At 66.3% G+C, this 24,714-nt stretch carries 16 protein-coding genes and 6 tRNA genes; 20 read left to right on the top strand and 2 right to left on the bottom strand.

The window, feature by feature from the left end; translation table 11 throughout:
- Positions 1-65: 65 nt before the first annotated feature.
- The 12 genes from M0L44_RS07420 (at position 66) to M0L44_RS07365 (ending at position 11,367) form a co-directional block, all read left to right on the top strand.
- The gene (locus tag M0L44_RS07420; RefSeq protein WP_252769008.1) at positions 66-1,145 is read left to right on the top strand and encodes an efflux RND transporter periplasmic adaptor subunit; all 1,080 of its coding nucleotides are present in this window, start codon (positions 66-68) and stop codon (positions 1,143-1,145) included.
- An 18-nt stretch (positions 1,146-1,163) separates the two neighbouring features.
- Positions 1,164-4,310 carry an efflux RND transporter permease subunit gene (locus M0L44_RS07415; RefSeq protein WP_252769007.1) on the top strand — a complete coding sequence of 1,049 codons (3,147 nt, stop codon included), beginning with the start codon at positions 1,164-1,166 and terminating at the stop codon, positions 4,308-4,310.
- Between the two features lie 193 nt (positions 4,311-4,503).
- Positions 4,504-4,590: transfer RNA gene (locus M0L44_RS07410), tRNA-Leu, on the top strand.
- 42 nt (positions 4,591-4,632) lie between these two features.
- Positions 4,633-5,940 carry a trigger factor gene (gene tig, locus M0L44_RS07405; protein WP_252769006.1) on the top strand — a complete coding sequence of 436 codons (1,308 nt, stop codon included), beginning with the start codon at positions 4,633-4,635 and terminating at the stop codon, positions 5,938-5,940.
- A gap of 157 nt (positions 5,941-6,097) precedes the next feature.
- The gene (clpP, locus tag M0L44_RS07400; protein ID WP_290429042.1) at positions 6,098-6,706 is read left to right on the top strand and encodes an ATP-dependent Clp endopeptidase proteolytic subunit ClpP; all 609 of its coding nucleotides are present in this window, start codon (positions 6,098-6,100) and stop codon (positions 6,704-6,706) included.
- Between the two features lie 57 nt (positions 6,707-6,763).
- Positions 6,764-8,035 (top strand): ATP-dependent Clp protease ATP-binding subunit ClpX, encoded by a 1,272-nt coding sequence (gene clpX, locus M0L44_RS07395; protein ID WP_252769005.1) that lies wholly within the window; start codon positions 6,764-6,766, stop codon positions 8,033-8,035.
- Between the two features lie 103 nt (positions 8,036-8,138).
- Positions 8,139-10,565, top strand: a complete 2,427-nt coding sequence (lon, locus tag M0L44_RS07390; RefSeq protein WP_252769004.1) for an endopeptidase La — start codon at positions 8,139-8,141, stop codon at positions 10,563-10,565.
- A gap of 171 nt (positions 10,566-10,736) precedes the next feature.
- Positions 10,737-10,812 (top strand) — tRNA-Gly (locus M0L44_RS07385).
- A 73-nt stretch (positions 10,813-10,885) separates the two neighbouring features.
- Positions 10,886-10,959, top strand: a tRNA-Cys gene (locus M0L44_RS07380).
- A 16-nt stretch (positions 10,960-10,975) separates the two neighbouring features.
- A tRNA-Gly gene (locus M0L44_RS07375) sits at positions 10,976-11,051 on the top strand.
- 62 nt (positions 11,052-11,113) lie between these two features.
- Positions 11,114-11,189: transfer RNA gene (locus tag M0L44_RS07370), tRNA-Gly, on the top strand.
- Between the two features lie 89 nt (positions 11,190-11,278).
- Positions 11,279-11,367: transfer RNA gene (locus M0L44_RS07365), tRNA-Leu, on the top strand.
- 23 nt (positions 11,368-11,390) lie between these two features.
- Here M0L44_RS07365 and murI read toward each other — a convergent pair.
- The gene (murI, locus tag M0L44_RS07360) at positions 11,391-12,203 is read right to left on the bottom strand and encodes a glutamate racemase (protein WP_252769003.1); all 813 of its coding nucleotides are present in this window, start codon (positions 12,201-12,203) and stop codon (positions 11,391-11,393) included.
- A 229-nt stretch (positions 12,204-12,432) separates the two neighbouring features.
- On the opposite strand from murI, the gene M0L44_RS07355 reads away from it, so the two are divergent.
- From M0L44_RS07355 to zapE, 6 genes are all read left to right on the top strand, one after another.
- Entirely contained in the window at positions 12,433-13,182 is a 750-nt protein-coding gene (locus M0L44_RS07355; protein WP_252769002.1) for an electron transfer flavoprotein subunit beta/FixA family protein, read from the top strand.
- Positions 13,183-13,184: 2 nt separating this feature from the next.
- Positions 13,185-14,114, top strand: coding sequence for an electron transfer flavoprotein subunit alpha/FixB family protein (locus tag M0L44_RS07350; RefSeq protein ID WP_252769001.1), 930 nt, complete (start codon positions 13,185-13,187; stop codon positions 14,112-14,114).
- A gap of 658 nt (positions 14,115-14,772) precedes the next feature.
- Positions 14,773-17,631 (top strand): 2-oxoglutarate dehydrogenase E1 component, encoded by a 2,859-nt coding sequence (locus tag M0L44_RS07340; protein ID WP_252768999.1) that lies wholly within the window; start codon positions 14,773-14,775, stop codon positions 17,629-17,631.
- Positions 17,632-17,705: 74 nt separating this feature from the next.
- Positions 17,706-18,980, top strand: coding sequence for a 2-oxoglutarate dehydrogenase complex dihydrolipoyllysine-residue succinyltransferase (odhB, locus tag M0L44_RS07335; RefSeq protein ID WP_252768998.1), 1,275 nt, complete (start codon positions 17,706-17,708; stop codon positions 18,978-18,980).
- A 15-nt stretch (positions 18,981-18,995) separates the two neighbouring features.
- Positions 18,996-20,423 carry a dihydrolipoyl dehydrogenase gene (gene lpdA / locus M0L44_RS07330; RefSeq protein ID WP_252768997.1) on the top strand — a complete coding sequence of 476 codons (1,428 nt, stop codon included), beginning with the start codon at positions 18,996-18,998 and terminating at the stop codon, positions 20,421-20,423.
- Positions 20,424-20,523: 100 nt separating this feature from the next.
- Positions 20,524-21,621: a cell division protein ZapE gene (zapE, locus tag M0L44_RS07325; RefSeq protein WP_252768996.1), complete on the top strand. Its 1,098-nt coding sequence runs from the start codon at positions 20,524-20,526 to the stop codon at positions 21,619-21,621.
- A 34-nt stretch (positions 21,622-21,655) separates the two neighbouring features.
- Here the strand turns inward: zapE and M0L44_RS07320 are convergent, their stop codons facing one another.
- A complete protein-coding gene (locus M0L44_RS07320; RefSeq protein ID WP_252769287.1) occupies positions 21,656-22,417 on the bottom strand; it encodes a PP2C family protein-serine/threonine phosphatase in 762 nt (253 codons plus the stop codon).
- 97 nt (positions 22,418-22,514) lie between these two features.
- Here M0L44_RS07320 and M0L44_RS07315 point away from each other — a divergent pair, with 97 nt between their 5' ends.
- Both M0L44_RS07315 and yoaA read left to right on the top strand, forming a co-directional pair.
- Positions 22,515-22,670 (top strand): YdcH family protein, encoded by a 156-nt coding sequence (locus M0L44_RS07315; RefSeq protein ID WP_252768995.1) that lies wholly within the window; start codon positions 22,515-22,517, stop codon positions 22,668-22,670.
- Positions 22,671-22,674: 4 nt separating this feature from the next.
- Entirely contained in the window at positions 22,675-24,681 is a 2,007-nt protein-coding gene (yoaA, locus tag M0L44_RS07310; RefSeq protein WP_252768994.1) for a DNA repair helicase YoaA, read from the top strand.
- The last annotated feature ends 33 nt before the right edge of the window (positions 24,682-24,714 follow it).

Here is a 24,714-nt window from a genome sequence, read left to right as displayed (position 1 = left end):
ATTAACTGGCGGGCTGTCCCGCCCCATCCTCCATGACGATTCTTCCGTTTCGCCAAGGCCTCGCCGTGACGACGGCGCTGTGTGCCGCACTGCTGGTGGCATGTGCGCCCAAACCAGTGGCACCCGAGCCGGTGCGTGCGGTGCGCACGCTGAAGCTGGGCCAGGCGGATGCCCGGCCGCAGGTGGAGTATGCGGCCGAGATCCGCGCCCGCACCGAATCCGATCTGGGCTTTCGCGTGGGTGGGAAGCTGGTGGAGCGCTTGGTCGACCTGGGTCAGGCGGTGAAGCCGGGCCAGGCGCTGGCCAGGTTGGATGCGCAGGATCTGCAGCTGGGCCAAGCATCGGCACAGGCGGCTGAAGCCGCGGCGCGGACCAACCTGGACCTGGCCGCGGCCAATCTGCAGCGCTTCCAGTCCCTGTATGCCCAGGGCTTCATTGGTGCGGCGGAATTGGAGCGCTACCAGACGGCCGAGAAATCCGCGCGCGCCCAGTGGGACCAGGCCCGCGCCCAGAACCAGGTCCAGCGCCACCAGGCCGACTACGCGGTGCTGCGTGCCGACGCCGCCGGGGTGATCACCGCCGTGTCTGCGGAGCCGGGACAGGTGGTGGCGGCCGGCACGCCGGTGCTGCGGCTGGCTCAGGAGGGGCCGCGCGACGCGGTGTTCGCCTTGCCAGAAACCCAGGTGGATGCGGCGCGGGCGCTGCTTGGGCACGCCGGTGCGGTGAGCGTCAAGGCCTGGGGCAGCGACGAGCGCTGGCCTGCCACGCTGCGGGAAGTGGCCGCGGCGGCGGACCCGGTCACGCGCACCTTCCTGGCCAAGGCCGATGTCGGCGCCGCCAAGCTGAGGCTGGGACGTACCGCGACGGTGTCTCTTCCCCGGGCCGAGGAGTCCGGGGTCATTCGCCTGCCCCTGACGGCCTTGTTCAGTCAGAACGGACAGGACGCCGTGTGGCTGCTGGATGGAGCCTCGCTGAGCGTGCGGCTGCAGCCGGTGAAGCTGGCTCGCACGGAAGGTGCTGAAGTGATCGTGGCCTCGGGCCTGAAGGCCGGCGACGAGGTGGTGACCGCCGGCACCCACCTGCTCGCACCGGGGCAGGTCGTCAAGCGCTTCGTGGCACCGCCCGCGATGGCGGCTTCCCGCTGATCGAGGGCGGGACACACGATGGAACCGACGCAAGAGCCGCGCCGCGAGCGCTTCAATGTCTCCCGCTGGGCGCTGGAACATGCGCCCCTGACGCGCTACCTGATGGTGGTGCTGATGGTGCTGGGCCTGTTCGCCTACTTCCAGCTGGGACAGGACGAGGATCCGCCCTTCACCTTCCGGGCCATGGTGGTGCAGGCCTACTGGCCCGGCGCCACGGCACAACAGGTGGCCGAGCAGGTGACCGACAAGATCGAGCGCACCCTGCAGGAAGTGCCTTACGCGGACACCATCCGCAGCTACACCAAGCCGGGCGAGTCGCTGACCCTGTTCCAGGTGAAGGACTCGACTCCACCCAAGGACGTGAGCGAGGCCTGGTACCAGGTGCGCAAGCGCATCGGCGACATGGCGCCCACGCTGCCCTCGGGCGTGCAGGGCCCGTACTTCAACGACGACTTCGGGGATGTCTACGGCTCCATCTTCGCGCTCTCCGCGGACGGCTTCTCGGACGAGGAACTGCGGGTGTTCGCCGAGAACGTGCGCTCCCGTCTGCTGCGGGTGCCCAGCGTGGCCAAGGTGGCGCTGTTTGGCGTGCAGACCGAGGAGGTGAAGGTCGAGATCTCGGCGCGGCGGCTGGCCCAGCTGGGCCTGGACATGAACCAGGTGGTGTCCCAGCTCAATGCGCAGAATGCGGTAGCCGCAGCTGGCGTGGTGGACACCGGCCACCGCAATGTGCAGATCCGGGTGCAGGGCGCGCTGGATTCCATCGATGCGCTGCGCCAGATGCCCATCCGGGCGGTCAACCCGACGACGGGCGCCGCGAGCACGATCAAGCTGGGTGATATCGCGGACATCCACCGGGGCTATGTGGACCCGCCGACCACCCTGGTGCGCTTCCAGGGGCATCCGGTGGTGGCGCTGGGTGTCTCGATGGCCAAGGGCGGGGACATCATCGCGCTGGGAGAGGCGCTGCAGAAGGAAGTCAAGGCCCTTCAGGCCGAACTGCCGGTGGGGGTGACGCTGGGGCAGATCCAGAACCAGCCCGAAGCGGTGAGTCACTCGATCAACGAGTTCGTCCACGTGCTGATCGAGGCGGTGGTGGTGGTGCTGGCGGTGAGCTTTCTGAGCCTGGGGCTGCACGCGCGGCCGCTGCGCATCGATGTCTGGCCGGGCCTGGTGGTGGGCATCACCATCCCGCTGGTGCTGGCCATCACCTTCGTCACCATGTTCTATTGGGGCGTGGGCCTGCACAAGATCTCGCTGGGCTCGCTGATCGTGGCGCTGGGCCTGCTGGTGGACGACGCGATCATCGCGGTCGAGATGATGGTGCGCAAGCTGGAGGAGGGCTACGACCGCTTGCACGCCGCCACCCATGCCTACGAGGTGACCTCGATGCCGATGCTGACCGGCACCCTGATCACCGCCACCGGTTTCCTGCCCATCGGCATGGCCAAGTCCACCGTGGGCGAGTACACCTTCGCGATGTTCGCCGTGACCGCAGCGGCCCTGGTCATTTCCTGGGTGGTGTCGGTCTATTTCGTGCCCTACCTGGGCGCCTGGCTGCTGCGCACCAAGGCCGTTCATGCCGAAGGGGGCGAGCACGAGCTGTTCGATACACCGTTCTACAGCCGCTTCCGCGCCGCGGTGAACTGGTGCGTGGGGCATCGCTGGTGGACCATCGGCATCACGGTGCTGGTCTTCGCGCTGGGCGTGGCGGGCATGGGCCGGGTGCAGCAGCAGTTCTTCCCCGATTCCAGCCGGCCGGAGATCCTGGTGGACCTGTGGCTGCCCGAGGGCTCGACCATCCAGGACAGTGAGCGCGTCGCCCGCCGCTTTGAGCAGCGCATGCTGCAGGAGCAGGGGTTGGCGTCCGTGGCCGCCTGGGTGGGCCGTGGCGTGCCGCGCTTCTACCTGCCGCTCGATGAGATCTTCCCGCAGACCAACGTCAGCCAGCTCATCCTGCTGAGCAAGGACCTGGCGGCCCGCGAGGCGCTGCGCAAGCGCCTGCCCGAACTGCTGGCGACCGAGTTCCCGGAAGTGCGGGGGCGGGTGAAGTTGCTGCCCAACGGGCCGCCCGTGGCCTACCCGGTGCAGTTCCGCGTGTTGGGGGACGACACCCAGGCCGTGCGCCACTGGGCCGACGAGGTCAAGGCCTTGATGCGTGCGGACGCCCGCATGCGCGGGGTGAACGACAACTGGAACGAGCCCGTGCGTTCCGTGCGCCTGTCGGTCGATCAGGACAAGGCCCGCGCCCTGGGCGTCACCAGCCAGTCCATCGCCCAGGCCACGCAGACGCTGTTCAGCGGGCGCACCATCGGCCAGTACCGCGAGAAGGACCGTCTGATCGGCATCGTGCTGCGCCAGCCGCCCGAGGAGCGCCACAGTGTCAGTCAGCTGGACAGCACCTACGTGGCCACCAGCGGCGGCCGGGCCATTCCGCTCAGCCAGATCGCCCACTGGGAGCAGGGCTGGGAACCTGGCGTGCTCTGGCGGGACGCCCGCAAGTACGCCATCACCGTGCAGGGCGATGTGATCGAGGGGGTGCAGGGCGCCACCGTGAGCATGGCCCTGTGGCCCCAACTGCAGGCCCTGCAGCAGCGCATGCCGCCGGACATGCGCATCGAGCTGGCAGGTGCGGTGGAGGAGAGCGCCAAGGGGCAGGGCTCCATCATGGTCGGTCTGCCGGTCATGGCCTTCCTGATGCTGACGCTGCTGATGCTGCAGCTGCAGAGCTTCTCGCGTGCGATGCTGGTGGTGCTGACCGCGCCGCTGGGCATTGCCGGCGTGGCCGCCGCGCTGTTGCTGCTGGACCGGCCCTTCGGCTTCGTGGCCATGCTGGGCTTCATCGCCCTGGTGGGCATGATCATGCGCAACTCGGTGATCCTGATCGATCAGATCGAGCAGGACCGTTTGCGTGGCGTGCCGGCCTGGGAGGCCATCGTCGAGTCGGCCGTGCGACGCTTCCGGCCCATCGTGCTGACGGCCGCCGCCGCGGTGCTGGCCATGATCCCGCTCTCGCGCAGCGTGTTCTGGGGCCCGATGGCGGTGGCCATCATGGGCGGGCTGATTGCCGCCACCGCGCTGACCCTGTTGGCGCTGCCGGCCATGTACGCCGCCTGGTTCCGCGTGCGGCATCCGTCCAAGGACCTGGCCAAGCCGGCCTCCTGAGCCACTTTTTGCCATCCCGGGTGCCCCTCGGCACCCGGTGGCCCGGTTGATCGATAGAATACGCGGTTTACCGGTTCGCCCGGGGTGGATGCTCGCGCCTGAAAAGGGCGCGGGTGCCCGCTCCGACACAACAGTCATCGGGACAGGTCCGGCGTGCCGGCGGCAGTCGATGTCGTCGCGCCGTTCCGGGAATGCGCGGGTGGCGAAATTGGTAGACGCACCAGGTTTAGGTCCTGACGCCTTCACGGGCGTGCCGGTTCGAGTCCGGCTCCGCGCACCACCCCCATGACGTTTTCGTACACGCAACATCAGAGTTCGCACCATGGCAGTCAACGTTGAAACCCTCGAGAAGCTCGAACGCCGCATCACCCTGACGCTGGCGGCCAGCGAGATCAACTCCGAAGTCGAAGCCCGCCTGAAGAAGCTGGCCCGTACCGTGAAGGCCGACGGCTTCCGCCCCGGCAAGGTGCCGATGTCGGTCGTGGCCCAGCGCTACGGCTACTCGGTGCAGTACGAAGTCATGAACGACAAGCTGGGTCAAGCCTTTGCCCAGGCCGCCAACGAAGCCCAGCTGCGTGTGGCCGGCGTGCCCAACATCACCCAGAAGGACGAAGCGCCCGAAGGCCAGATGGCCTTCGACGCCACCTTCGAGGTCTATCCCGAGGTGAAGCTGGGTGATCTGTCGACCGCTGAAGTCGAGCGCGTGACCGCCGACGTGGACGACGCCGCCATCGACAAGACCGTGGACATCCTGCGCAAGCAGCGCCGCACCTTCGCCCAGCGTCCGGCTGACCAGGGCGCCGAGGCCGGCGACCGCGTCACCATCGACTTCGAAGGCAAGATCGACGGCGAGCCCTTCCAGGGCGGCAAGGCCGAGGGCTTCCAGTTCCTGGTCGGTGAAGGCCAGATGCTGGAGCAGTTCGACGCCGCGGTGCGCGGCATGAAGGTCGGCGAGTCCAAGACCTTCCCGCTGCAGTTCCCGGCCGATTACCACGGCCAGGATGTGGCCGGCAAGGAAGCCGACTTCCTGGTCACCATGAAGAAGGTCGAGGCCCAGCACCTGCCCGAAGTGACCGAGGACTTCGTCAAGTCCCTGGGCATTGAGGCCGGCACCGTCGAAGCCCTGCGCGCCGACGTGAAGAAGAACCTGGAGCGCGAGGTCAAGTTCCGCGTGCTGGCCCGCAACAAGGCCGCCGTGATGGATGCCCTGGTCAAGGTGGCCGAGCTGGACCTGCCCAAGGCCCTGATCACCGCCGAAACCGAGCGCCTGGTGTCCGGTGCCCGTGAGGACCTGAAGCAGCGCGGCGTCAAGGACGCCGACAACACCCCGATCCCGGCCGAGATCTTCGCGCCGCAGGCCGAGAAGCGCGTGCGCCTGGGCCTGGTGGTGGGCGAACTGGTGCGTGCCAACAATCTGCAAGCCAAGCCGGAGCAGCTGCAGGCCCACATCGAGGAAATGGCCCAGTCCTACGAGAAGCCGGCCGAGGTGGTGCGCTGGTACTTGTCGGACCGTCAGCGCATGGCCGAGGTGGAAGCCGTGGTCATCGAGAACAACGTCACCGACTTTGTGCTGGCCCAGGCCAAGGTCACCGACAAGGCGCTGCCCTTCGACGAGCTGATGACGGCTTGAGCCTGATCAAGTCCGTGAGGGGGCGGTTGGATCGGCCGGCCCCCTGAAGAATCGCCCGAGCCTGTTGGCCGGGCTTTTTTTCTTCGATCGCACGGTTTTTCTGCGGCGACATAATGGGCAGCAGGACAACCGTCACCATTCTTCCTGAAGGAGTTCCATGAGCGCACTGGACACCCAAGCCCTCGGCATGGTTCCCATGGTCATCGAGCAGTCGGGGCGCGGCGAGCGCGCCTACGACATCTACTCGCGCCTGCTGCGTGAGCGCATCGTCTTCCTGGTGGGGCCGGTCAATGACCAGAGTGCCAATCTGGTGGTGGCACAGCTCCTGTTCCTGGAGAGCGAGAACCCCGACAAGGACATCTCGTTCTACATCAACTCTCCGGGCGGCAGCGTCAGCGCCGGCATGTCGATCTTCGACACCATGCAGTTCATCAAGCCGGACGTGTCCACGCTGTGCATCGGCATGGCCGCGAGCATGGGCGCCTTCCTGCTGGCCGCGGGCGCCAAGGGCAAGCGCTTCTCCCTGCCCAACAGCAAGGTCATGATCCACCAGCCGCTGGGCGGCGCCCAGGGCCAGGCCACGGACATCGAGATCCATGCCCGCGAGATCCTGAAGACCCGCGAGCAGCTCAACCGCATCCTGGCCGAGCGCACCAGCCAGCCCCTGGAGAAGATCCAGGCCGACACCGAGCGCGACTACTACATGTCCGCCGCCGAAGCCCAGAGCTATGGTCTGATCGACCAGGTTCTGGAGAAACGGGGCTGATCGGCGCTTGCTCTATCATCCCTCCACGGTTATTTAGCACAGCCCAGGCACATATCCATGTCTGACAAGAAAGGCGCCTCTGGCGAAAAAGTCCTCTACTGCTCTTTCTGCGGGAAGAGTCAGCACGAGGTCAAAAAGCTCATCGCGGGACCTTCGGTCTTCATCTGCGACGAGTGCATCGAGCTGTGCAACGACATCATCCGGGACGAGACCCCGGCCGAGCCCAGCTCGGCCAAGTCCCCGGCCAAGTCGGATCTGCCCACCCCGTCCGAGATCAAGTCCAGTCTGGACCAGTATGTGATCGGGCAGGAGACGGCCAAGCGCACGCTCTCGGTGGCGGTCTACAACCACTACAAGCGCCTCAGGCACATGGGCGCGAGCAAGGACGAGGTGGAACTGGCCAAGAGCAACATCCTGCTCATCGGCCCCACCGGCTCCGGCAAGACCCTGCTGGCCCAGACGTTGGCACGCTTGCTGAACGTGCCGTTCGTGATCGCCGACGCCACCACGCTGACCGAGGCGGGGTATGTGGGTGAGGATGTCGAGAACATCATCCAGAAGCTGCTGCAGAACTGCAACTACGACGTAGAACGGGCGCAGCGCGGGATCGTGTACATCGACGAGATCGACAAGATCTCCCGCAAGGCCGACAACCCGTCGATCACCCGCGACGTGTCGGGTGAGGGCGTGCAGCAGGCCCTGCTGAAGCTGGTCGAAGGCACCATGGCCAGCGTGCCGCCGCAGGGCGGGCGCAAGCACCCGAACCAGGACTTTCTGCAGATCGACACGACCAACATCCTGTTCATCTGCGGCGGGGCTTTCGACGGTCTGGAAAAGGTCATCCAGAACCGCACCGAGAAGTCCGGCATCGGCTTCGGAGCCACGGTGCACAGCAAGTCCGAGAAGCGGGTCTCTGAGGTCTTCCGCAACGTCGAGCCCGAGGATCTGGTGCGCTTCGGCCTGATTCCCGAGTTGGTCGGCCGCCTGCCGGTGGTCGCCACGCTGGGCGAGTTGACCGAGGAGGCGCTGATCCAGATCCTGGTCGAGCCGAAGAACGCGCTGCTCAAGCAGTACCAGAAGCTGTTCTCGATGGATGGCGTGGAGCTGGAGATTCGTCCGACCGCGCTGAGCGCCATTGCCCGTCGTGCGCTCAAGCGCAAGACCGGCGCGCGCGGCCTGCGCTCCATCATGGAGGGTGCCTTGATCGACACCATGTTCGAGCTGCCCACCCTCGACGGCGTGGCCAAGGTCGTGGTCGACGAGCACATCATCGAAGAGGGCGGCAAGCCCCTGCTGGTTTACAGGGAACAGGCCAAGGCCAGCGCCTGAGTCTGAATGTCCTTCCACGCCGGGCGGTCAGCCCCCTGATGCGTCCGGCTTCTTGCAATCCAACCCTCGGGCCCCATGTGGGTTCGAGAAAGTGAGGCAATCCATGTCAGGACATCCCATCCTCCCCCCGGAACCGACCACGCTGCCGCTGCTGCCGCTGCGGGACGTGGTGGTGTTCCCCCACATGGTCATTCCGCTGTTCGTGGGTCGCCCCAAGTCGATCAAGGCCCTTGAGGCCGCGATGGATGCCGGTCGCCAGATCATGCTGGTGGCCCAGAAGGCTGCCGGCAAGGACGAGCCGCGGGCCGAGGACCTGTTCAGCGTCGGCTGCGTGTCGAGCATCCTGCAGATGCTCAAGCTGCCCGATGGCACCGTGAAGGTGCTGGTCGAAGGCGTGCAGCGCGCCCACACTCAGAGCGTCAGCGATGCCGGCGAGCATTTCGTCGCCGAGGTGCTGCCGGTGGAGCCGGCCGGCGAGCCGACTCCCGAGGTCGAGGCCCTGCGCCGCGCGGTGACCCAGCAGTTCGACCAGTACGTCAAGCTCAACAAGAAGATCCCGCCGGAGATCCTCACCTCGATCGCCGGCATCGACGATCCGGGCCGTTTGGCCGACACCATCGCGGCTCACCTGCCGCTCAAGCTCGAATCCAAGCAGTCGGTGCTGGACCTGTTCGACGTGGCCCAGCGGCTGGAAAAGCTGCTGGAGCAGCTCGAACATGAGGTCGACATCCTGCAGGTGGAAAAGCGCATCCGTGGCCGCGTCAAGCGCCAGATGGAGAAGAGCCAGCGCGAGTACTACCTGAACGAGCAGGTCAAGGCCATCCAGAAGGAACTGGGCGACGGCGAAGAAGGCGCCGACCTGGAAGAGCTGGAGAAGAAAATCACCGCGGCCCGCATGCCCAAGGAGGCACGCAAGAAGGCCGAGGCCGAGCTCAAGAAGCTCAAGCTGATGTCGCCGATGTCGGCCGAGGCCACGGTGGTGCGCAACTACCTGGACACGCTGATCGGCCTGCCCTGGTCCCGCAAGACCAAGATCAAGCACGACCTGGGTCTGGCCGAGGAGGTGCTCAACGAGGACCACTACGGCCTGGAGAAGGTCAAGGACCGCATCCTCGAGTACCTTGCTGTGCAGCAGCGCGTGGACAAGGTCAAGGCGCCCATCCTGTGCCTGGTGGGGCCCCCTGGTGTGGGCAAGACCTCGCTGGGGCAGTCTGTGGCCCGCGCCACGGGCCGCAAGTTCGTCCGCATGGCGCTGGGCGGCGTGCGCGACGAGGCCGAGATCCGGGGGCACCGCCGCACCTACATCGGCTCCATGCCGGGCAAGGTGCTGCAGAGCTTGACCAAGGTTGGCACGCGCAATCCGCTGTTCCTGCTCGACGAGATCGACAAGCTGGGCATGGATTTCCGTGGTGACCCGTCGTCGGCCCTGCTGGAGGTGCTCGATCCCGAGCAGAACCACACCTTCGGCGATCACTACATCGAGGTCGATTTCGACCTGTCTGATGTGATGTTCGTGGCAACTTCGAACTCGATGAACATCCCGCCGGCCCTGCTGGACCGGATGGAGGTCATCCGCCTGTCGGGCTACACCGAGGACGAGAAGCTCCACATCGCGCAGAAGTACTTGCTGCCCAAGCAGGCCAAGAACAACGGCGTGAAGGACGACGAGATGGAGGTCACTGAAGGCGCCATCCGCGGCATCATCCGCTACTACACCCGTGAAGCTGGCGTGCGTTCGCTCGAGCGCGAGATCTCCAAGATCTGCCGCAAGGTGGTCAAGGGTCTGCTGCTCAAGACCTACGCCGACAAGGTGGTGGTGACGGACGAGAACCTGCACGACTTCCTGGGGGTGCGCAAGTACGACTTCGGCCGTGCCGAGAAGACCAACCAGGTCGGGCAGGTGGTCGGGTTGGCCTGGACGGAAGTGGGCGGCGATTTGCTGACCATCGAAGCCACGGCCATGCCGGGCAAGGGCAACATCATCCGCACCGGTTCGCTGGGCGACGTGATGAAGGAGTCGGTCGAGGCTGCACGCACCGTGGTGCGCAGCCGCTCGCGCCGTCTGGGCATCAAGGACGAGCTCTTCGAGAAGCGCGACGTGCACGTTCACGTGCCCGATGGCGCCACGCCCAAGGATGGTCCCAGTGCCGGTGCGGCGATGACCACGGCGTTTGTCTCGGCGCTCACGGGCATCCCGGTGCGGGCGGATGTCGCCATGACCGGCGAAATCACGTTGCGCGGCGAGGTGACCGCCATCGGTGGCCTCAAGGAAAAGCTGCTGGCGGCCCACCGGGGCGGCATCAAGCTGGTGATGATCCCGGAGGACAACGTCAAGGACCTCCAGGACATTCCGGACAACGTCAAGAGCCAGCTCGAGATCGTGCCGGTGCGCTGGATCGACAAGGTGCTGGAGGTCGCGCTGGAGCGTGTGCCGGCGCCCCTGCCGGACGAGGAGCCGGTTGCGGCGGCGCCTGCTGCTCCGGCCGAAGCCCCAGCGGCGGCCGGGACGGTGGACGTTCGGCCGCACTGAGTGACGGCCACGGCAGGCCCATCTGCTTTTGACAGAGGGCTTGCCGAGACCTTAAAAGCGTGCCTATAATGCGTGCTTTCCTGATGCGACGCGGGAATGTCTGAGAAATCAGAAACTGCCGTGTCGGTGTCACCAAACACAGTTCAGGAAACGTGTTCCGTCAGGAGCCATGCGGGAATAGCTCAGTTGGTAGAGCGCAACCTTGCCAAGGTTGAGGTCGCGAGTTCGAGCCTCGTTTCCCGCTCCAGATTCCGAAGGGAAGCCCCGGCTTCCCTTTTTCATCGGGTGGCAGCTGGCGTGACACAGCCTTCGGTTTCGAAGGCGCGATAGCAAAGCGGTTATGCAACGGATTGCAAATCCGTCTAGTCCAGTTCGACTCTGGATCGCGCCTCCAAGATTGAAGACGCAACGCGGGAATAGCTCAGTTGGTAGAGCGCAACCTTGCCAAGGTTGAGGTCGCGAGTTCGAGCCTCGTTTCCCGCTCCAGACACCAAACGGTCACGCTTCGTGCGGGGCCGGCGCCAAGCCTCACGGCTTGGTGATCCCAAGCGGGAATAGCTCAGTTGGTAGAGCGCAACCTTGCCAAGGTTGAGGTCGCGAGTTCGAGCCTCGTTTCCCGCTCCAGTCTCTCCAAAAAGGGAAGCCACTCGGCTTCCCTTTTTTATTGCCTCGGCGCAGCAGTGGCCTGACCGGCCGCGATAATCCCGCCCCGAGCCCGGATGGCGGAACAGGCAGACGCAGCGGACTTAAAATCCGCCGCCCCTCACAGGGCGTACCGGTTCGAACCCGGTTCCGGGCACCACGGCGCGCCACCCAGGGGCTTGTTCAAAGATCAATGGTGTGGACGGGTACATTCAGCCCCAGGCCCTCGTGGGCCAGGCGCGCGAGTACGGTCGCGTCGCCCGTTGTTTCGAGCCGGACAGGGGCGATGGTTTCGCGCGGGAGCCGTTGGCCGCTGCAGTGGGGCCAGAGGTGCAAGGCGTGTGCTGCGACGGCGTCGGCCGTGTCCAGCAACTGGACCTGCGGCCCCAGCCGTGCCGCGATGCGCTCCGCCACAAAGGGATAGTGCGTGCAACCCAGCACGACGGTGTCCGCGCCCGCGTGGACCACCGGCGCGCAATAGCGGTCCAGCAGCGGATCCAGGGCCGGGTCGGATGGGCCGCCGGTCTCGATGGCGGCCGCCAGGCCCTTGCAGGGCACCCGAATGACTTCGCAGCCCTGGGCGAAACGGTCGATCAGCGAATCAAAGCGTGGGCTGCTCAGCGTGGACGGCGTGGCCAGCACCCCGATACGGCCATTGTTGCTGTGACGCACGGCAGGTTTCACGCCGGGCTCCACGCCCACCCAGGTGATGTCAGGGTAGCGCTGGCGAAGGGTGTCGATCGCTCGCGCCGTGGCGGTGTTGCAGGCCACGATGATCAGGCGGGCGCCCTGAGCCATCAGATGTTCCGTGACCCGAATGGAGCGCTGCAGCGCGTGGGCCGGATCGCGATCGCCATACGGAGCGTGGCCGGAGTCGGCCACATAGAGCAGTGGGATGTCGCTGCGACGGCGGCGCAACGCGCGCAGCACGGACAGGCCGCCCACGCCAGAATCGAAAATGCCGATGGGCGGGACGGGGGAAAGAGGATCGGGCATGGTGCGAGAGCGGGGTCGGTGATGGGCTCGACCTAGGGTTCTCCCCAAGCATACGTGAGCCGCAGCGCCACCGTGGCAGCATAAAATAGAACGACCGTGCGATTTTGTGGATCGCTGGTGGGACAGTATCCCGCGTGCACCTCTTGGCGCATCTCGGGGCAGGTCCTAGAATCCTGACAGTTTACGTAAACGTCAAATCACTCAAACGATCCGACAGGAGCAACGCGAAATGAAGGTACTGGTAGCCGTCAAGCGCGTCGTCGACTACAACGTGAAGGTACGCGTGAAGTCCGACGGCACGGGGGTGGATCTGGCCAACGTGAAGATGAGCATGAACCCCTTTGACGAGATCGCCGTCGAAGAGGCGGTGCGCCTGAAGGAAAAGGGCGTGGTCACCGAGGTGGTGGCCGTGTCCTGCGGCGTGGCGCAGTGCCAGGAAACCCTGCGCACGGCCATGGCCATCGGCGCCGATCGTGGCATCTTGGTCGAGACCGATGCCGAACTGCAGCCGCTGGCTGTGGCCAAGGTGCTCAAGGCCCTGGTCGACAAGGAGCAGCCGGCCCTGGTCATCCTGGGCAAGCAGGCCATTGACGACGACTGCAACCAGACCGGCCAGATGCTGGCCGCGCTGGCCGACCTGCCGCAAGCCACCTTCGCTTCGAAGGTCGAAGTCGCCGACGGGACTGCCACCGTCACCCGCGAGGTGGATGGCGGCCTGGAGACTCTCAAGCTGAGCCTGCCGGCCGTGGTCACCACCGACCTGCGCCTGAACGAGCCGCGTTATGTCACGCTGCCCAACATCATGAAGGCGAAGAAGAAGCCGCTGGAGACCGTCAAGCCGGCCGACCTCGGCGTGGATGTGGCCCCGCGCATCAAGACGCTGAGCGTGGCCGAGCCGGCCAAGCGCAGCGCGGGCATCAAGGTGCCGGATGTCGCCACCCTGGTGGCCAAGCTCAAGACTGAAGCCAAGGTGATCTGAACATGGCCATCCTCGTCATTGCTGAACACGACAACGCGTCGATCAAGGGCGCGACCCTGAACACCGTCACTGCCGCGACCCAACTGGGCGCCGAGGTGCATGTGCTGGTGGCCGGTCAGAACGCTGGCGCCGCTGCACAGGCCGCCGCCCAGATCGCTGGCGTGGCCAAGGTGCTGCACGCCGATGGCGCGGGCCTGGGCGAAGGCCTGGCCGAGAACCTGGCCGCCCAGGTGCTGGCCATTGCCTCGGGCTACAGCCACATCCTGTTCCCGGCCACCGCCAGTGGCAAGAATGTGGCGCCCCGCGTCGCCGCCAAGCTCGACGTGGCACAGATCACCGACATCACCAAGGTGGTGAGCGCCGACACCTTCGAGCGTCCCATCTACGCCGGCAACGCCATCGCCACGGTGCAGAGCGCCGACGCGGTCAAGGTCATCACCGTGCGCGGCACCGCCTTCGACGCGGCCGCCACCGGTGGCGCTGCCGCCGTGGAGAGCGTCGCTGCCGTGGCCGCCAACGCCAAGAGCGGCTTCGTTGGCCGTGAAGTCACCAAGAGCGATCGTCCTGAACTGACCGCCGCCAAGATCATCGTTTCCGGTGGTCGGGCGCTGGGCAGCAGCGAGAAGTTCAACGAGGTGCTGACGCCCCTGGCCGACAAGCTGGGCGCCGCGCTGGGTGCCAGCCGCGCCGCGGTGGACGCCGGCTACGCGCCCAACGACTGGCAGGTGGGTCAGACTGGCAAGATCGTCGCGCCGCAGCTGTACGTGGCCTGCGGTATCTCCGGCGCCATCCAGCATCTGGCCGGCATGAAGGACTCCAAGGTGATCGTGGCGATCAACAAGGACCCCGAAGCGCCGATCTTCTCGGTGGCCGACTACGGCCTGGAGGCCGATTTGTTCACGGCCGTGCCGGAGCTGATCAAGGCCCTGTGAGGCCGAAGTGACTGCGTGTGCTGCCAGGGGCGCCTTCGGGCGCCCTTTTTCATGGCGCAGGCGGGGAGGCAGGGTCTTCCGGCGTCCAGTCGGCATCGCAGCCCTGACCGCTGGCGATCCAGCGTGCGGCGTGGCGGCTGATCCATCTGCGCAAGGGCCCAGGCCAGCGGGCCAGCACCTCGTCCGGTGCGCTGAGCAAGCCGCAGCGGTAGCACTGGTCCTTGTCGCTCCACCGCAGCGCGGTGCAGGCTCCGCGAAACCGACGGCTGAGCATTGCCCCCGCGGGGCAGGGATCCAATGCGCAGCACACGCCGCAGCCATTGCAGGTCGTGCCCAGCGCCGGCTTGGCGGGCGCATGGGGATGGAGCCAGATGGTGCGTGAAGGGGTGTGACCGAGCATCGTTGCGGGACTTTGCCACTCAAGTTCGACCCCGAATCTCCGATGACCCAGTGCTGTGCAGGGTAGTTACTGGGCCGGTGGGCAAAGCCAACGGTGCTACAGTCTCACCCTGACAATTCAGGTCCTTCTGTGTCCCCTTGCTGATCCTACCCATTGGGCAGCAAGGCGGATCGCAATCCGCCAAACGGTCAAGCCGGGCCGCGGAAGGTTGATCAACCCATCGGAGCTCTGGAAACCAGGGCGGAAGGTGAGCGAGAAATGATGCAGCAATACAGGTCGAACTCGTACCTGTTCGGGGGGAACGCGCCGTACGTCGAAGAGATGTACGAGGCCTACCTCGACAACCCGGGCTCCGTGCCCGACAACTGGCGCGAGTATTTCGACGCGCTGCAGAACGTTCCTGCAGTCGACGGCACCGCCAGCCGCGACGTGCCCCACGCTCCCGTGATCGAATCCTTCGCCCAACGCGCGAAGTCGAACGCCTTCACGGTCAAGGCCAGCTCCACCGACCTCGCCGTGGCCCGCAAGCAGGTCCACGTCCAGTCGCTGATCGCCGCCTACCGCTTCCTGGGCTCCCGCTGGGCCGATCTGGATCCGCTCAAGCGCACCGAGCGTCCCAAGATTCCCGAACTGGAGCCGGCGTTCTACGACCTGAGCGAGTCCGACATGGACATCCCGTTCAGTGCCGCGAACACCTATTTCTCGCGCGCCGAGCACATGACGCTGCGCGAGATCATGCAGGCCCTGCGTGAAACCTACTGCGGCACCGTCGGTGCCGAGTTCATGCACTGCACCGACCCGACCGAGAAGCGCTGGTGGCAGGAGCGCCTGGAAAGCGCCCGCTCCAAGCCCAGCTTCCCGTCCGAGAAGCGCAAGCACATTCTCGACCGCCTGACCGCGGCCGAAGGTCTGGAGCGCTACCTGCACACCAAGTACGTCGGCCAGAAGCGCTTCTCGCTGGAAGGTGGCGAGAGCTTCATCGCCTCGATGGACGAGCTGATCCAGCATGCCGGCGAGAAGGGCGTGCAGGAAATCGTGATCGGCATGGCCCACCGCGGTCGCCTGAATGTGCTGGTCAACACGCTGGGCAAGATGCCCAAGGACCTGTTCGCCGAGTTCGAGCACACCGCGCCGGAGGACCTGCCCGCGGGTGACGTGAAGTACCACCAGGGCTTCTCCAGCGATGTGACCACCATTGGTGGTCCGGTCCACCTGAGCCTGTCCTTCAATCCTTCCCACTTGGAAATCGTGAATCCGGTGGTGGAAGGTTCCGTGAAGGCCCGCATGGACCGCCGCGGCGACAAGGAAGGCAGCCAGGTGCTGCCGGTGCTGGTGCACGGCGACGCGGCCTTTGCCGGCCAGGGCGTGGTGATGGAAACGCTGGCGCTGGCCCAGACCCGCGGCTACTACACCGGTGGCACCGTTCACATCGTCATCAACAACCAGATCGGCTTCACCACTTCCGATCCGCGCGACACCCGCTCGACCCTGTACTGCTCCGACGTCGTCAAGATGATCGAGGCGCCGGTGCTGCACGTGAACGGGGATGATCCCGATGCCGTGGTGTGGTGCACCCAGCTGGCCATGGACTACCGCCAGCAGTTCAAGAAGGATGTCGTCGTCGACATCATCTGCTTCCGCAAGCTGGGCCACAACGAGCAGGACACGCCCGCGCTGACCCAGCCGCTGATGTACAAGAAGATCGCCCAGCACCCGGGCACCCGCAAGCTCTACGGCGACAAGCTGGTGGCCCAGGGCGTGCTGGCGGCTGGTGGTCCGGACGAGATGGTCAAGGCCTTCCGTGCGGCGATGGACGCCGGCAAGCACACCGTTGATCCGGTGCTGACCAACTTCAAGAGCAAGTACGCGGTCGACTGGTCGCCCTTCCTGGGCAAGAAGTGGACGGACGCCGCTGACACCGCGCTGCCGCTGGCCGAGATCAAGCGTCTGGCCGAGAAGATCACCACCATTCCGGCGAACTTCAAGCTGCACCCGCTGGTCGAGAAGGTGGTGGCCGACCGTGCCGCCATGGGCCGCGGTGACGTCAACATCGACTGGGGCATGGGCGAACACCTGGCCTATGCCTCGCTGGTGGCTTCGGGCTACCCGGTGCGCCTGTCCGGTGAAGACTCAGGCCGAGGCACCTTCGTGCACCGCCATGCCGTGCTGCATGACCAGAACCGCGACAGGTTCGACGAAGGCATCTACATCCCGCTGCAGCACATCGCCGAAGGCCAGGCACCGTTCGTCGTCATCGACTCCATCCTGTCCGAAGAGGCGGTGCTGGGCTTTGAGTACGGCTATGCCGGCTCCGACCCCAACACGCTGACGATCTGGGAGGGCCAGTTCGGCGACTTCGTCAACGGTGCCCAGGTGGTGATCGACCAGTTCATCGCCTCCGGCGAAGTGAAGTGGGGCCGTGCGAACGGTCTGACCCTGATGCTGCCGCACGGCTATGAAGGCCAGGGCCCCGAGCACAGCTCGGCCCGCCTGGAGCGCTTCATGCAGCTGGCCGCCGACAACAACATGCAGGTGGTGCAGCCGACCACGGCCAGCCAGATCTTCCATCTGCTGCGCCGGCAGATGGTCCGCCAGTTCCGCAAGCCGCTGGTCATCATGACCCCGAAGTCGCTGCTGCGGAACAAGGACGCGACCTCGCCGCTGTCGGAGTTCACCAAGGGCGAGTTCCACACGGTGATCAGCGAGCGCAATGCCGAGATCGATGCGACCAAGGTCAAGCGCGTGATCGCCTGCTCGGGCAAGGTCTACTACGACCTGGTCAAGAAGCGCGAGGAGAAGAAGTCGCACGACGTGGCCATCCTCCGTGTCGAGCAGCTCTACCCCTTCCCGCACAAGGCTTTCGCCGCCGAGGTCAAGAAGTACCCGAACGCGACGGACATCGTGTGGTGCCAGGACGAGCCGCAGAACCAGGGCGCCTGGTTCTTCGTGCAGCACCAGATCCACGAGAACATGCTCGAGGGTCAGAAGCTGGGCTATGCCGGCCGTCCTGCCTCGGCGTCGCCGGCCGTCGGCTATGCCCACCTGCACCAAGAGCAGCAGAAGGCGTTGCTGGATCAGGCCTTCGGCAAGCTCAAGGGCTTCGTGCTCTCCAAGTAAACCCCATGCATTGACCGTGGCTCTGGCGCGTGTGCGCCGGAGCCTTGTCACACCCTACAAAGAATTCCCCCATCATGGCAATCGTAGAAGTCAAGGTTCCGCAGCTGTCCGAGTCCGTGGCCGAGGCCACCCTGCTGCAGTGGAAGAAGAAGGCCGGTGAGGCCGTCGCCATCGACGAGATCCTGATCGAGATCGAGACCGACAAGGTCGTGCTCGAAGTGCCGGCGCCCTCCGCTGGCGTCATCACCGAGATCGTGGTCGCCGATGGCGGCACCGTTGTCAGCGACCAGGTGATCGCCAAGATCGACACCGAGGCTGCTGCAGGTGCCGTGGCCGCGCCCGCGCCGGCTGCTGCCGCCGTTGCGCCGGCCGCCGCCGCCGCTGCTGTGGCCGCACCTGCCGCCACCGGCGGCAGCAAGTCCGACGTAGCCATGCCGGCCGCCGCCAAGCTGATGGCCGACAACGGCCTGGCCACGGGTTCCGTGGCCGGCTCCGGCAAGGATGGACGCGTCACCAAGGGTGATGTGCTGGCCGCCGTGGCCGGTGGCGCCAAGCCGGCCGTGGCGGCGCCCGTCGCCGCGCCGGTGGCGGCATCTGTGGCCAAGCCGCTGCCCGCCGTGGCCGCGCCCGTGGCCCAGAACCTGGGTGACCGTCCGGAGCAGCGCGTGCCGATGTCGCGCCTGCGCGCCCGCATCGCCGAGCGTCTGCTGCAGTCGCAATCCACCAACGCCATCCTGACCACCTTCAACGAGGTCAACATGGCCCCGGTGATGGAGATGCGCAAGAAGTTCCAGGAGAAGTTCGAGAAGGAACACGGCGTCAAGCTGGGTTTCATGAGCTTCTTCGTCAAGGCGGCTGTGCACGCCCTGAAGAAGTACCCGATCCTGAACGCCTCGGTGGATGGCAACGACATCCTCTACCACGGCTACTTCGACATCGGCATCGCCGTGGGTTCGCCCCGTGGTCTGGTGGTGCCCATCATCCGCAACGCCGATCAGCTGACCTTTGCCGAGATCGAGAAGACCATCGCCATGTTTGGCCAGAAGGCCAAGGACGGCAAGCTGGGTCTGGAAGAGCTGACCGGCGGTACCTTCTCCATCTCCAACGGCGGCACCTTCGGCTCCATGCTGTCGACCCCGATCATCAACCCGCCGCAGTCGGCCATCCTGGGCGTGCACGCCACCAAGGACCGTGCCGTGGTGGAGAACGGTCAGATCGTGGTGCGCCCGATGAACTACCTGGCCATGTCCTATGACCACCGCATCATCGACGGCCGCGAAGCCGTGCTGGGCCTCGTGGCCATGAAGGAAGCGCTGGAAGACCCGGCCCGCCTGCTGTTCGACATCTGATCCCCGGGAGTTTCCATGTCCAAACAATTTGACGTCGTCGTCATCGGCGGCGGCCCCGGTGGCTACATCGCCGCCATCCGCGCGGCCCAGCTGGGCTTCAACGTGGCCTGCATCGATGAGTGGAAGAACGCCGCTGGCGGCCCGGCTCCGGGCGGCACCTGCACCAACGTCGGCTGCATCCCGTCCAAGGCCCTGCTGCAGTCCTCGGAGCACTTCGAGCACGCCACCCACCACTTCGCCGAGCACGGCATCAGCACCGGCACGGTGAAGATGGACGTGGCCAAGATGGTGGCCCGCAAGGATTCCGTCGTGAAGCAGAACAACGACGGCATCCTCTACCTGTTCAAGAAGAACAAGGTCAGCTTCTTCCACGGCCGCGGTTCCTTCGCCGGTGCCAAGGATGGCGCCTATGAGATCAAGGTGGCCGGCGCTGCCGAGGAGGTGCTGGTGGCCAAGCAGGTCATCATCGCCACCGGCTCCAATGCCCGCCAGCTGCCGGGTGCCGAGTTCGACGAGGACCTGATCCTGTCCAACGACGGCGCGCTGCGCGTCGGCGCCGTGCCCAAGAAGCTGGGCGTGATTGGCTCCGGCGTGATCGGCCTGGAAATGGGCTCGGTCTGGCGCCGCCTGGGTGCCGAAGTGACCATCCTCGAAGCCATGCCCACCTTCATGGGCGCGGCTGATGAGGCCGTGGCCAAGGAGGCCTTGAAGGTCTTCACCAAGCAAGGCCTGAAGATCGAGCTGGGCGTGAAGATCGCCGAGGTCAAGAAGGGCAAGAAGAGCGTCACCCTCAGCTATGCCAACGCCAAGGGCGAGGCCCAGTCGCTGGAAGTGGACAAGCTGATCGTCTCGATCGGCCGCGTGCCCAACACCATCGGCCTGAACCCCGAGGCTGTGGGCCTGCAGCTCGATGAGCGCGGTGCCATCGTGGTCGATGCCGAGTGCAAGACCAACCTGCCGGGCGTGTGGGCTGTGGGCGACGTGGTGCGCGGCCCGATGCTGGCGCACAAGGCGGAAGAAGAGGGCGTGGCGGTGGCCGAGCGCATGGCCGGCCAGCACGGTCATGTCAACTTCGGCACCATCCCCTGGGTCATCTACACCAGCCCGGAGATCGCCTGGGTCGGCAAGACCGAGCAGCAGCTCAAGGCCGAGGGCGTGGCCTACAAGGCGGGCCAGTTCCCCTTCCTGGCCAACGGCCGCGCCCGTGCGCTGGGCGACACCACCGGCTTTGTCAAGTTCCTGGCCGATGCCAAGACGGACGAAATCCTGGGCGTGCACATCATCGGCCCGATGGCCTCGGAGCTGATCTCCGAAGCCGTGGTGGCGATGGAGTTCAAGGCCTCGGCCGAGGACATCGCGCGCATCTGCCACGCCCACCCCAGCCTGAGCGAGGCGACCAAGGAAGCCGCCCTGGCGGTGGACAAGCGCACGCTGAACTTCTGAGCTCCGGGCTGCCGTGGGGCTGTCTGCTCCCGGCCGTTCTCCGGCCCGCCCGCCTGCCAGGCCGGCGGGCCTTTTCTTGTCCTTTGAGATGGTTTGAACGATGAGCGTTCGTCAGCTGTACGAGCAACTGCTCGCCGAGAACGGCTTCCAGGCCGACGAGGCCCAACTGCGCGCGGTGGCCGCGCTGGAACGCTGCGAGAACGAGTGGGCGGCCTACAAGGCCCGCCGCAGCAATGCGATCACCAAGGCCCTGGTCAAGCCGGCCATCCCCCGCGGCGTTTACATGTACGGTGGGGTGGGGCGGGGCAAGAGCTTCCTGATGGATTGCTTCTACCGCTCGGTGCCGCTGACCCGCAAGACGCGGCTGCACTTCCACGAGTTCATGCGCGAGGTGCACCGGCAGTTGCAGGAGCTCAAGGGCCGCCAGAACCCGTTGGAGGAACTGGGCGCGCGCATCGCCCGGCGCTACCGGATGATCTGCTTCGACGAGTTCCATGTGGCCGACGTGACCGATGCGATGATCCTCTACCGGTTGCTGGAATCGCTGTTCGCCCACCGGGTGTCCATCGTCACCACCTCCAACTTCCATCCGGACGGTTTGTATCCCAATGGCTTGCACCGCGACCGGATCCTGCCAGCCATCGAGTTGCTCAAGGCCAACCTGGAGGTGATCAACGTCGATGCCGGCGTCGACTATCGGCGCCGCACGCTGGAGCAGGTGGACCTGTACCACACGCCCCTGGGGCCTGAGGCCGAGGTGGCCATGGCCCGGACCTTCGACGATCTGGCCGAGGTGCCCGACGAGGACCCGGTGCTGAACATCGAGCACCGGGAGCTGAAGGCCCGCCGTCGCGCTGGGGGGGTGATCTGGTTCGACTTTCAGACCCTCTGCGGCGGCCCGCGCTCGCAGAACGACTATCTGGAACTGGCCTCGCGCTTCCACACCCTGCTGCTGTCGGGGGTGCCCCAGATGCCACCGCGCCTGGCCTCGGAAGCCCGGCGGTTCACGCTGCTGGTGGATGTGCTCTACGACCGCCGGGTCAAGCTCGTCGTCTCGGCGGCCACGCCGGCCGAGCAGCTCTACACCGATGGCCCGCTGGCCCACGAGTTCCCGCGCACGGTGTCCCGTCTGAACGAGATGCGCTCGGCCGAGTATCTGGCGTTGGAGCGCAGGACGGTGGATACCTCGCTGACCTGAACTCCTCGGAATCCGGCGCCCGGCCGGACCGGTCTCAATGGATGGGGTCGAAGCGCACCAGCGCGAGGGAGAGGTTGTCGCCCATGCCGCGGGCGCGCTGGCGGGCTTTGCCGATGAGCATCTCGCTGGCTTCTCGCGGGGCCAGGGCACTGACGATGGCGCCCAGCTCGCGGGGGGTCAGGTAATGCCACAGGCCGTCGGAGCAGGCCAGCAGGCTGTCGCCCACCTCCAGGCGGTCCAGCGGAGTGATCTCCACAGGAGGGTCCTGCTGGGTGCCCAGGCAGCCCGTCAACAGGTTGGCCTGCGGATGGGTGTTGGCCTGGGCCTCGGTGATCTTGCCTTCGTCGATCAGGCGCTGCACATAGGAGTGGTCCACCGTGCGGCGCAGCATCTCGGCGCCGCGGAAGTGATAGACCCGTGAATCGCCCGCGTGGGCCGAGTAGGCGCTGCGGTCCGGCAAGACAAGAAAGGCTGCCAGTGTGCTGTGGGGTTCCTCGTCGGCCGTGATGGCGGTCAGCTTGATCATTAGGTGGGACTCCACCACCAGCTGGCGCAGCATCTCGGTGGGGTCGTCGGTGGCCGGTGTGTAGCGGTCGAACACCTGCTTGGCGGTCATGATGACCTGGTCGGAGGCGGTGCGCCCGCCGCTCTTGCCTCCCATGCCGTCAGCCACCAGGGCCAGCGCGCAACCCGGTACGCGGGGGTTGGCCAGGATGAGCACCTGATCCTGCTGGTAGGCCCGGTCGCCCTTGTGCAGGCCGGTGGCTGCCGTGATCCGGTAGCCCTGGGATGTCATTGTCATGGGCGCAATATAAACTCAAGCCACTGTGGATGCCGATCTTCTTCCTGCCGACAACCTGCATTCGCCCCTCAGGCGATTGATCGAGTTGCGCATGGCACACGCCGAACTGGACAATCGCATCGACGGTGCCGATTCCCTGTCGGGTCCGGACGAGTTGGCCTTGCGTCGGCTCAAGAAGCAGCGCCTGGTACTGCGTGACCAGATCGCCCAGTTGGAGGCGATGCTGGAACCCCCCGAACCCGCCTGAACGGATGTCCGATCCCGCTGCAGCCCCTTCCGCCGATCTGGTCTCGGCGGTCCGTGAGGCATTGTCTGTCGAGGGGCCGCTGGCCCATGCCGACGACGGCTTCATGCCGCGTGAGCCGCAGGACCGGCTGGCCCAGGCCGTGGCCGAGGCCATCGAGCGGCGCGAAGCCCTGGTGGCCGAAGCCGGCACCGGGGTGGGCAAAACCTACGCCTATCTGCTGCCGGTCCTGCTGTCTGGTCGGCGCACCCTGGTCAGCACCGCCACCAAGAGCCTGCAGGACCAACTGTTCTTCCGCGATCTGCCGCGGCTGCGCGACATCCTGAAGTTGCCGGTGACCGTGGCACTGCTCAAGGGGCGGGCCAGCTACCTGTGCCGGCATCGGCTGATGCAGGCGCGTGAAGGGGCCACCCTGTCGGACCGTTACGCCGTGCGGGCGCTGTCCCGCATTGAGACCTGGGCCCAGGCCACCACCAGCGGCGACATCGGGGAGCTGGAGGGCCTGGACGAGCGCTCCGAGGTCATCCCCCTGGTGACCTCCAACCGCGACAACTGCCTGGGCAGCGAGTGCGGCGAATACCACGCCTGCCATGTGATGAAGGCTCGCCGTGAGGCCATGGCCGCCGACGTGGTGGTGGTGAACCACCACCTGTTCTTCGCCGACCTGGCCCTGCGCGACAGCGGCGTGGCCGAATTGCTGCCCACGGTGGACATCGCGGTCTTCGATGAGGCCCACCAGATGGTGGAAGCTGGCGTGCAGTTTCTCGGCCAGACCCTGGGGACCGGCCAGGTCCACGATTTCGCCCAGGATCTGCTGGCCGCGGGGCAGCAGCAGGCCCGCGGCCAGGCGCCCTGGATCGACATTGCTGCGGCCTGCGAGCAGGCGGCCAAGGCCCTGCGACTGGCGGTGGCCGGTCCGCACCGGGAGCCCAAGGGCGTGCTGCGTCTGCGCTGGGAGGAGGTGGCGGGCGGCAGTCGGCAAGAGTTGCTCGATCAGGGGCTGAGCGGGCTGACCGAGGCCCTGCGGGTGGCTGGGGCCGCACTCGAACTGGTGGCTGCCAGCTCACCCGATTTTGTGCGACTGCAGTCGCGGATGCAGGCCCTGCAGGCCCTGGTGGCCCGCTTCGGGTTGGAGACTCCGCCGGAGCGTGTGCGCTGGGTGGATCTGACGCCGCACCAGGCCCGGTTGATCGAGTCGCCGCTGGACATCCGCAGCATGATGGGTGAGCAGCGTGCCCAGGGGCACCGGGCCTGGGTGTTCACCTCGGCCACGCTGGGCGACGACGAGGCGCTGAGCTGGTTCAGCGAAGCCGCCGGTCTGGACGACGCCCGCAAGCTGCGGGTGGGCAGTCCCTTTGCCTATGCCGACCATGCCCGTGTCTATGTGCCGCCACGCTTTCCACAGCCCAACGAGGCGGCGCACCCGGTGATGGTGGGGCGGGCCTCCGCGCATTGCGCCCACGCGCTGGGCGGGCGCACCTTCGTGCTCACCACCACGCTGCGGGCCATGCGCACGGTGGCCGAGGCCCTGCAGGGCGAACTGCAGAGCCTGGGCAGTTCACTGGAGGTGCTGGTGCAAGGCACGGCGGCCAAGCGCAGCCTGTTGCAGCGCTTCCAGGAGGGGCGCTGTGTGCTGGTGGGTTCGGCCAGCTTCTGGGAAGGCATCGACGTGCCTGGTGAGGCGCTGCAGTGCGTGGTGATCGACAAGCTGCCCTTTCCGCCGCCGAACGATCCGCTGGTGGAGGCGCGCGTGCGCCAGCTCAAGAGCCAGGGCCGGGACGCCTTCAACGATTATTTTGTGGCCGAGGCCGCCATCGCGCTCAAGCAGGGGGCGGGGCGCCTGATTCGCACCGAGACCGACCGCGGCCTGCTGGTGCTGTGCGATGTGCGCCTGCTGCAGGCCCGCTACGGGGGGCGCCTGCTGGCGGCCTTGCCGCCGATGACCATGCTGTCCAGTGGCGAGCAGGCCCTGGCCTGGCTGCGCGAACTGGCCGCAGCCCACGCGCAGGTCTGACCGCGGGGGCTTGAAAGCACAACGGCCCCGAAG

Source organism: Ideonella oryzae (assembly GCF_024055665.1).
Classification (GTDB): domain Bacteria; phylum Pseudomonadota; class Gammaproteobacteria; order Burkholderiales; family Burkholderiaceae_C; genus Ideonella; species Ideonella oryzae.
The sequence above is the reverse complement of the archived record's forward strand: the minus strand, read 5'-3'. Positions and strand labels throughout refer to the sequence as shown.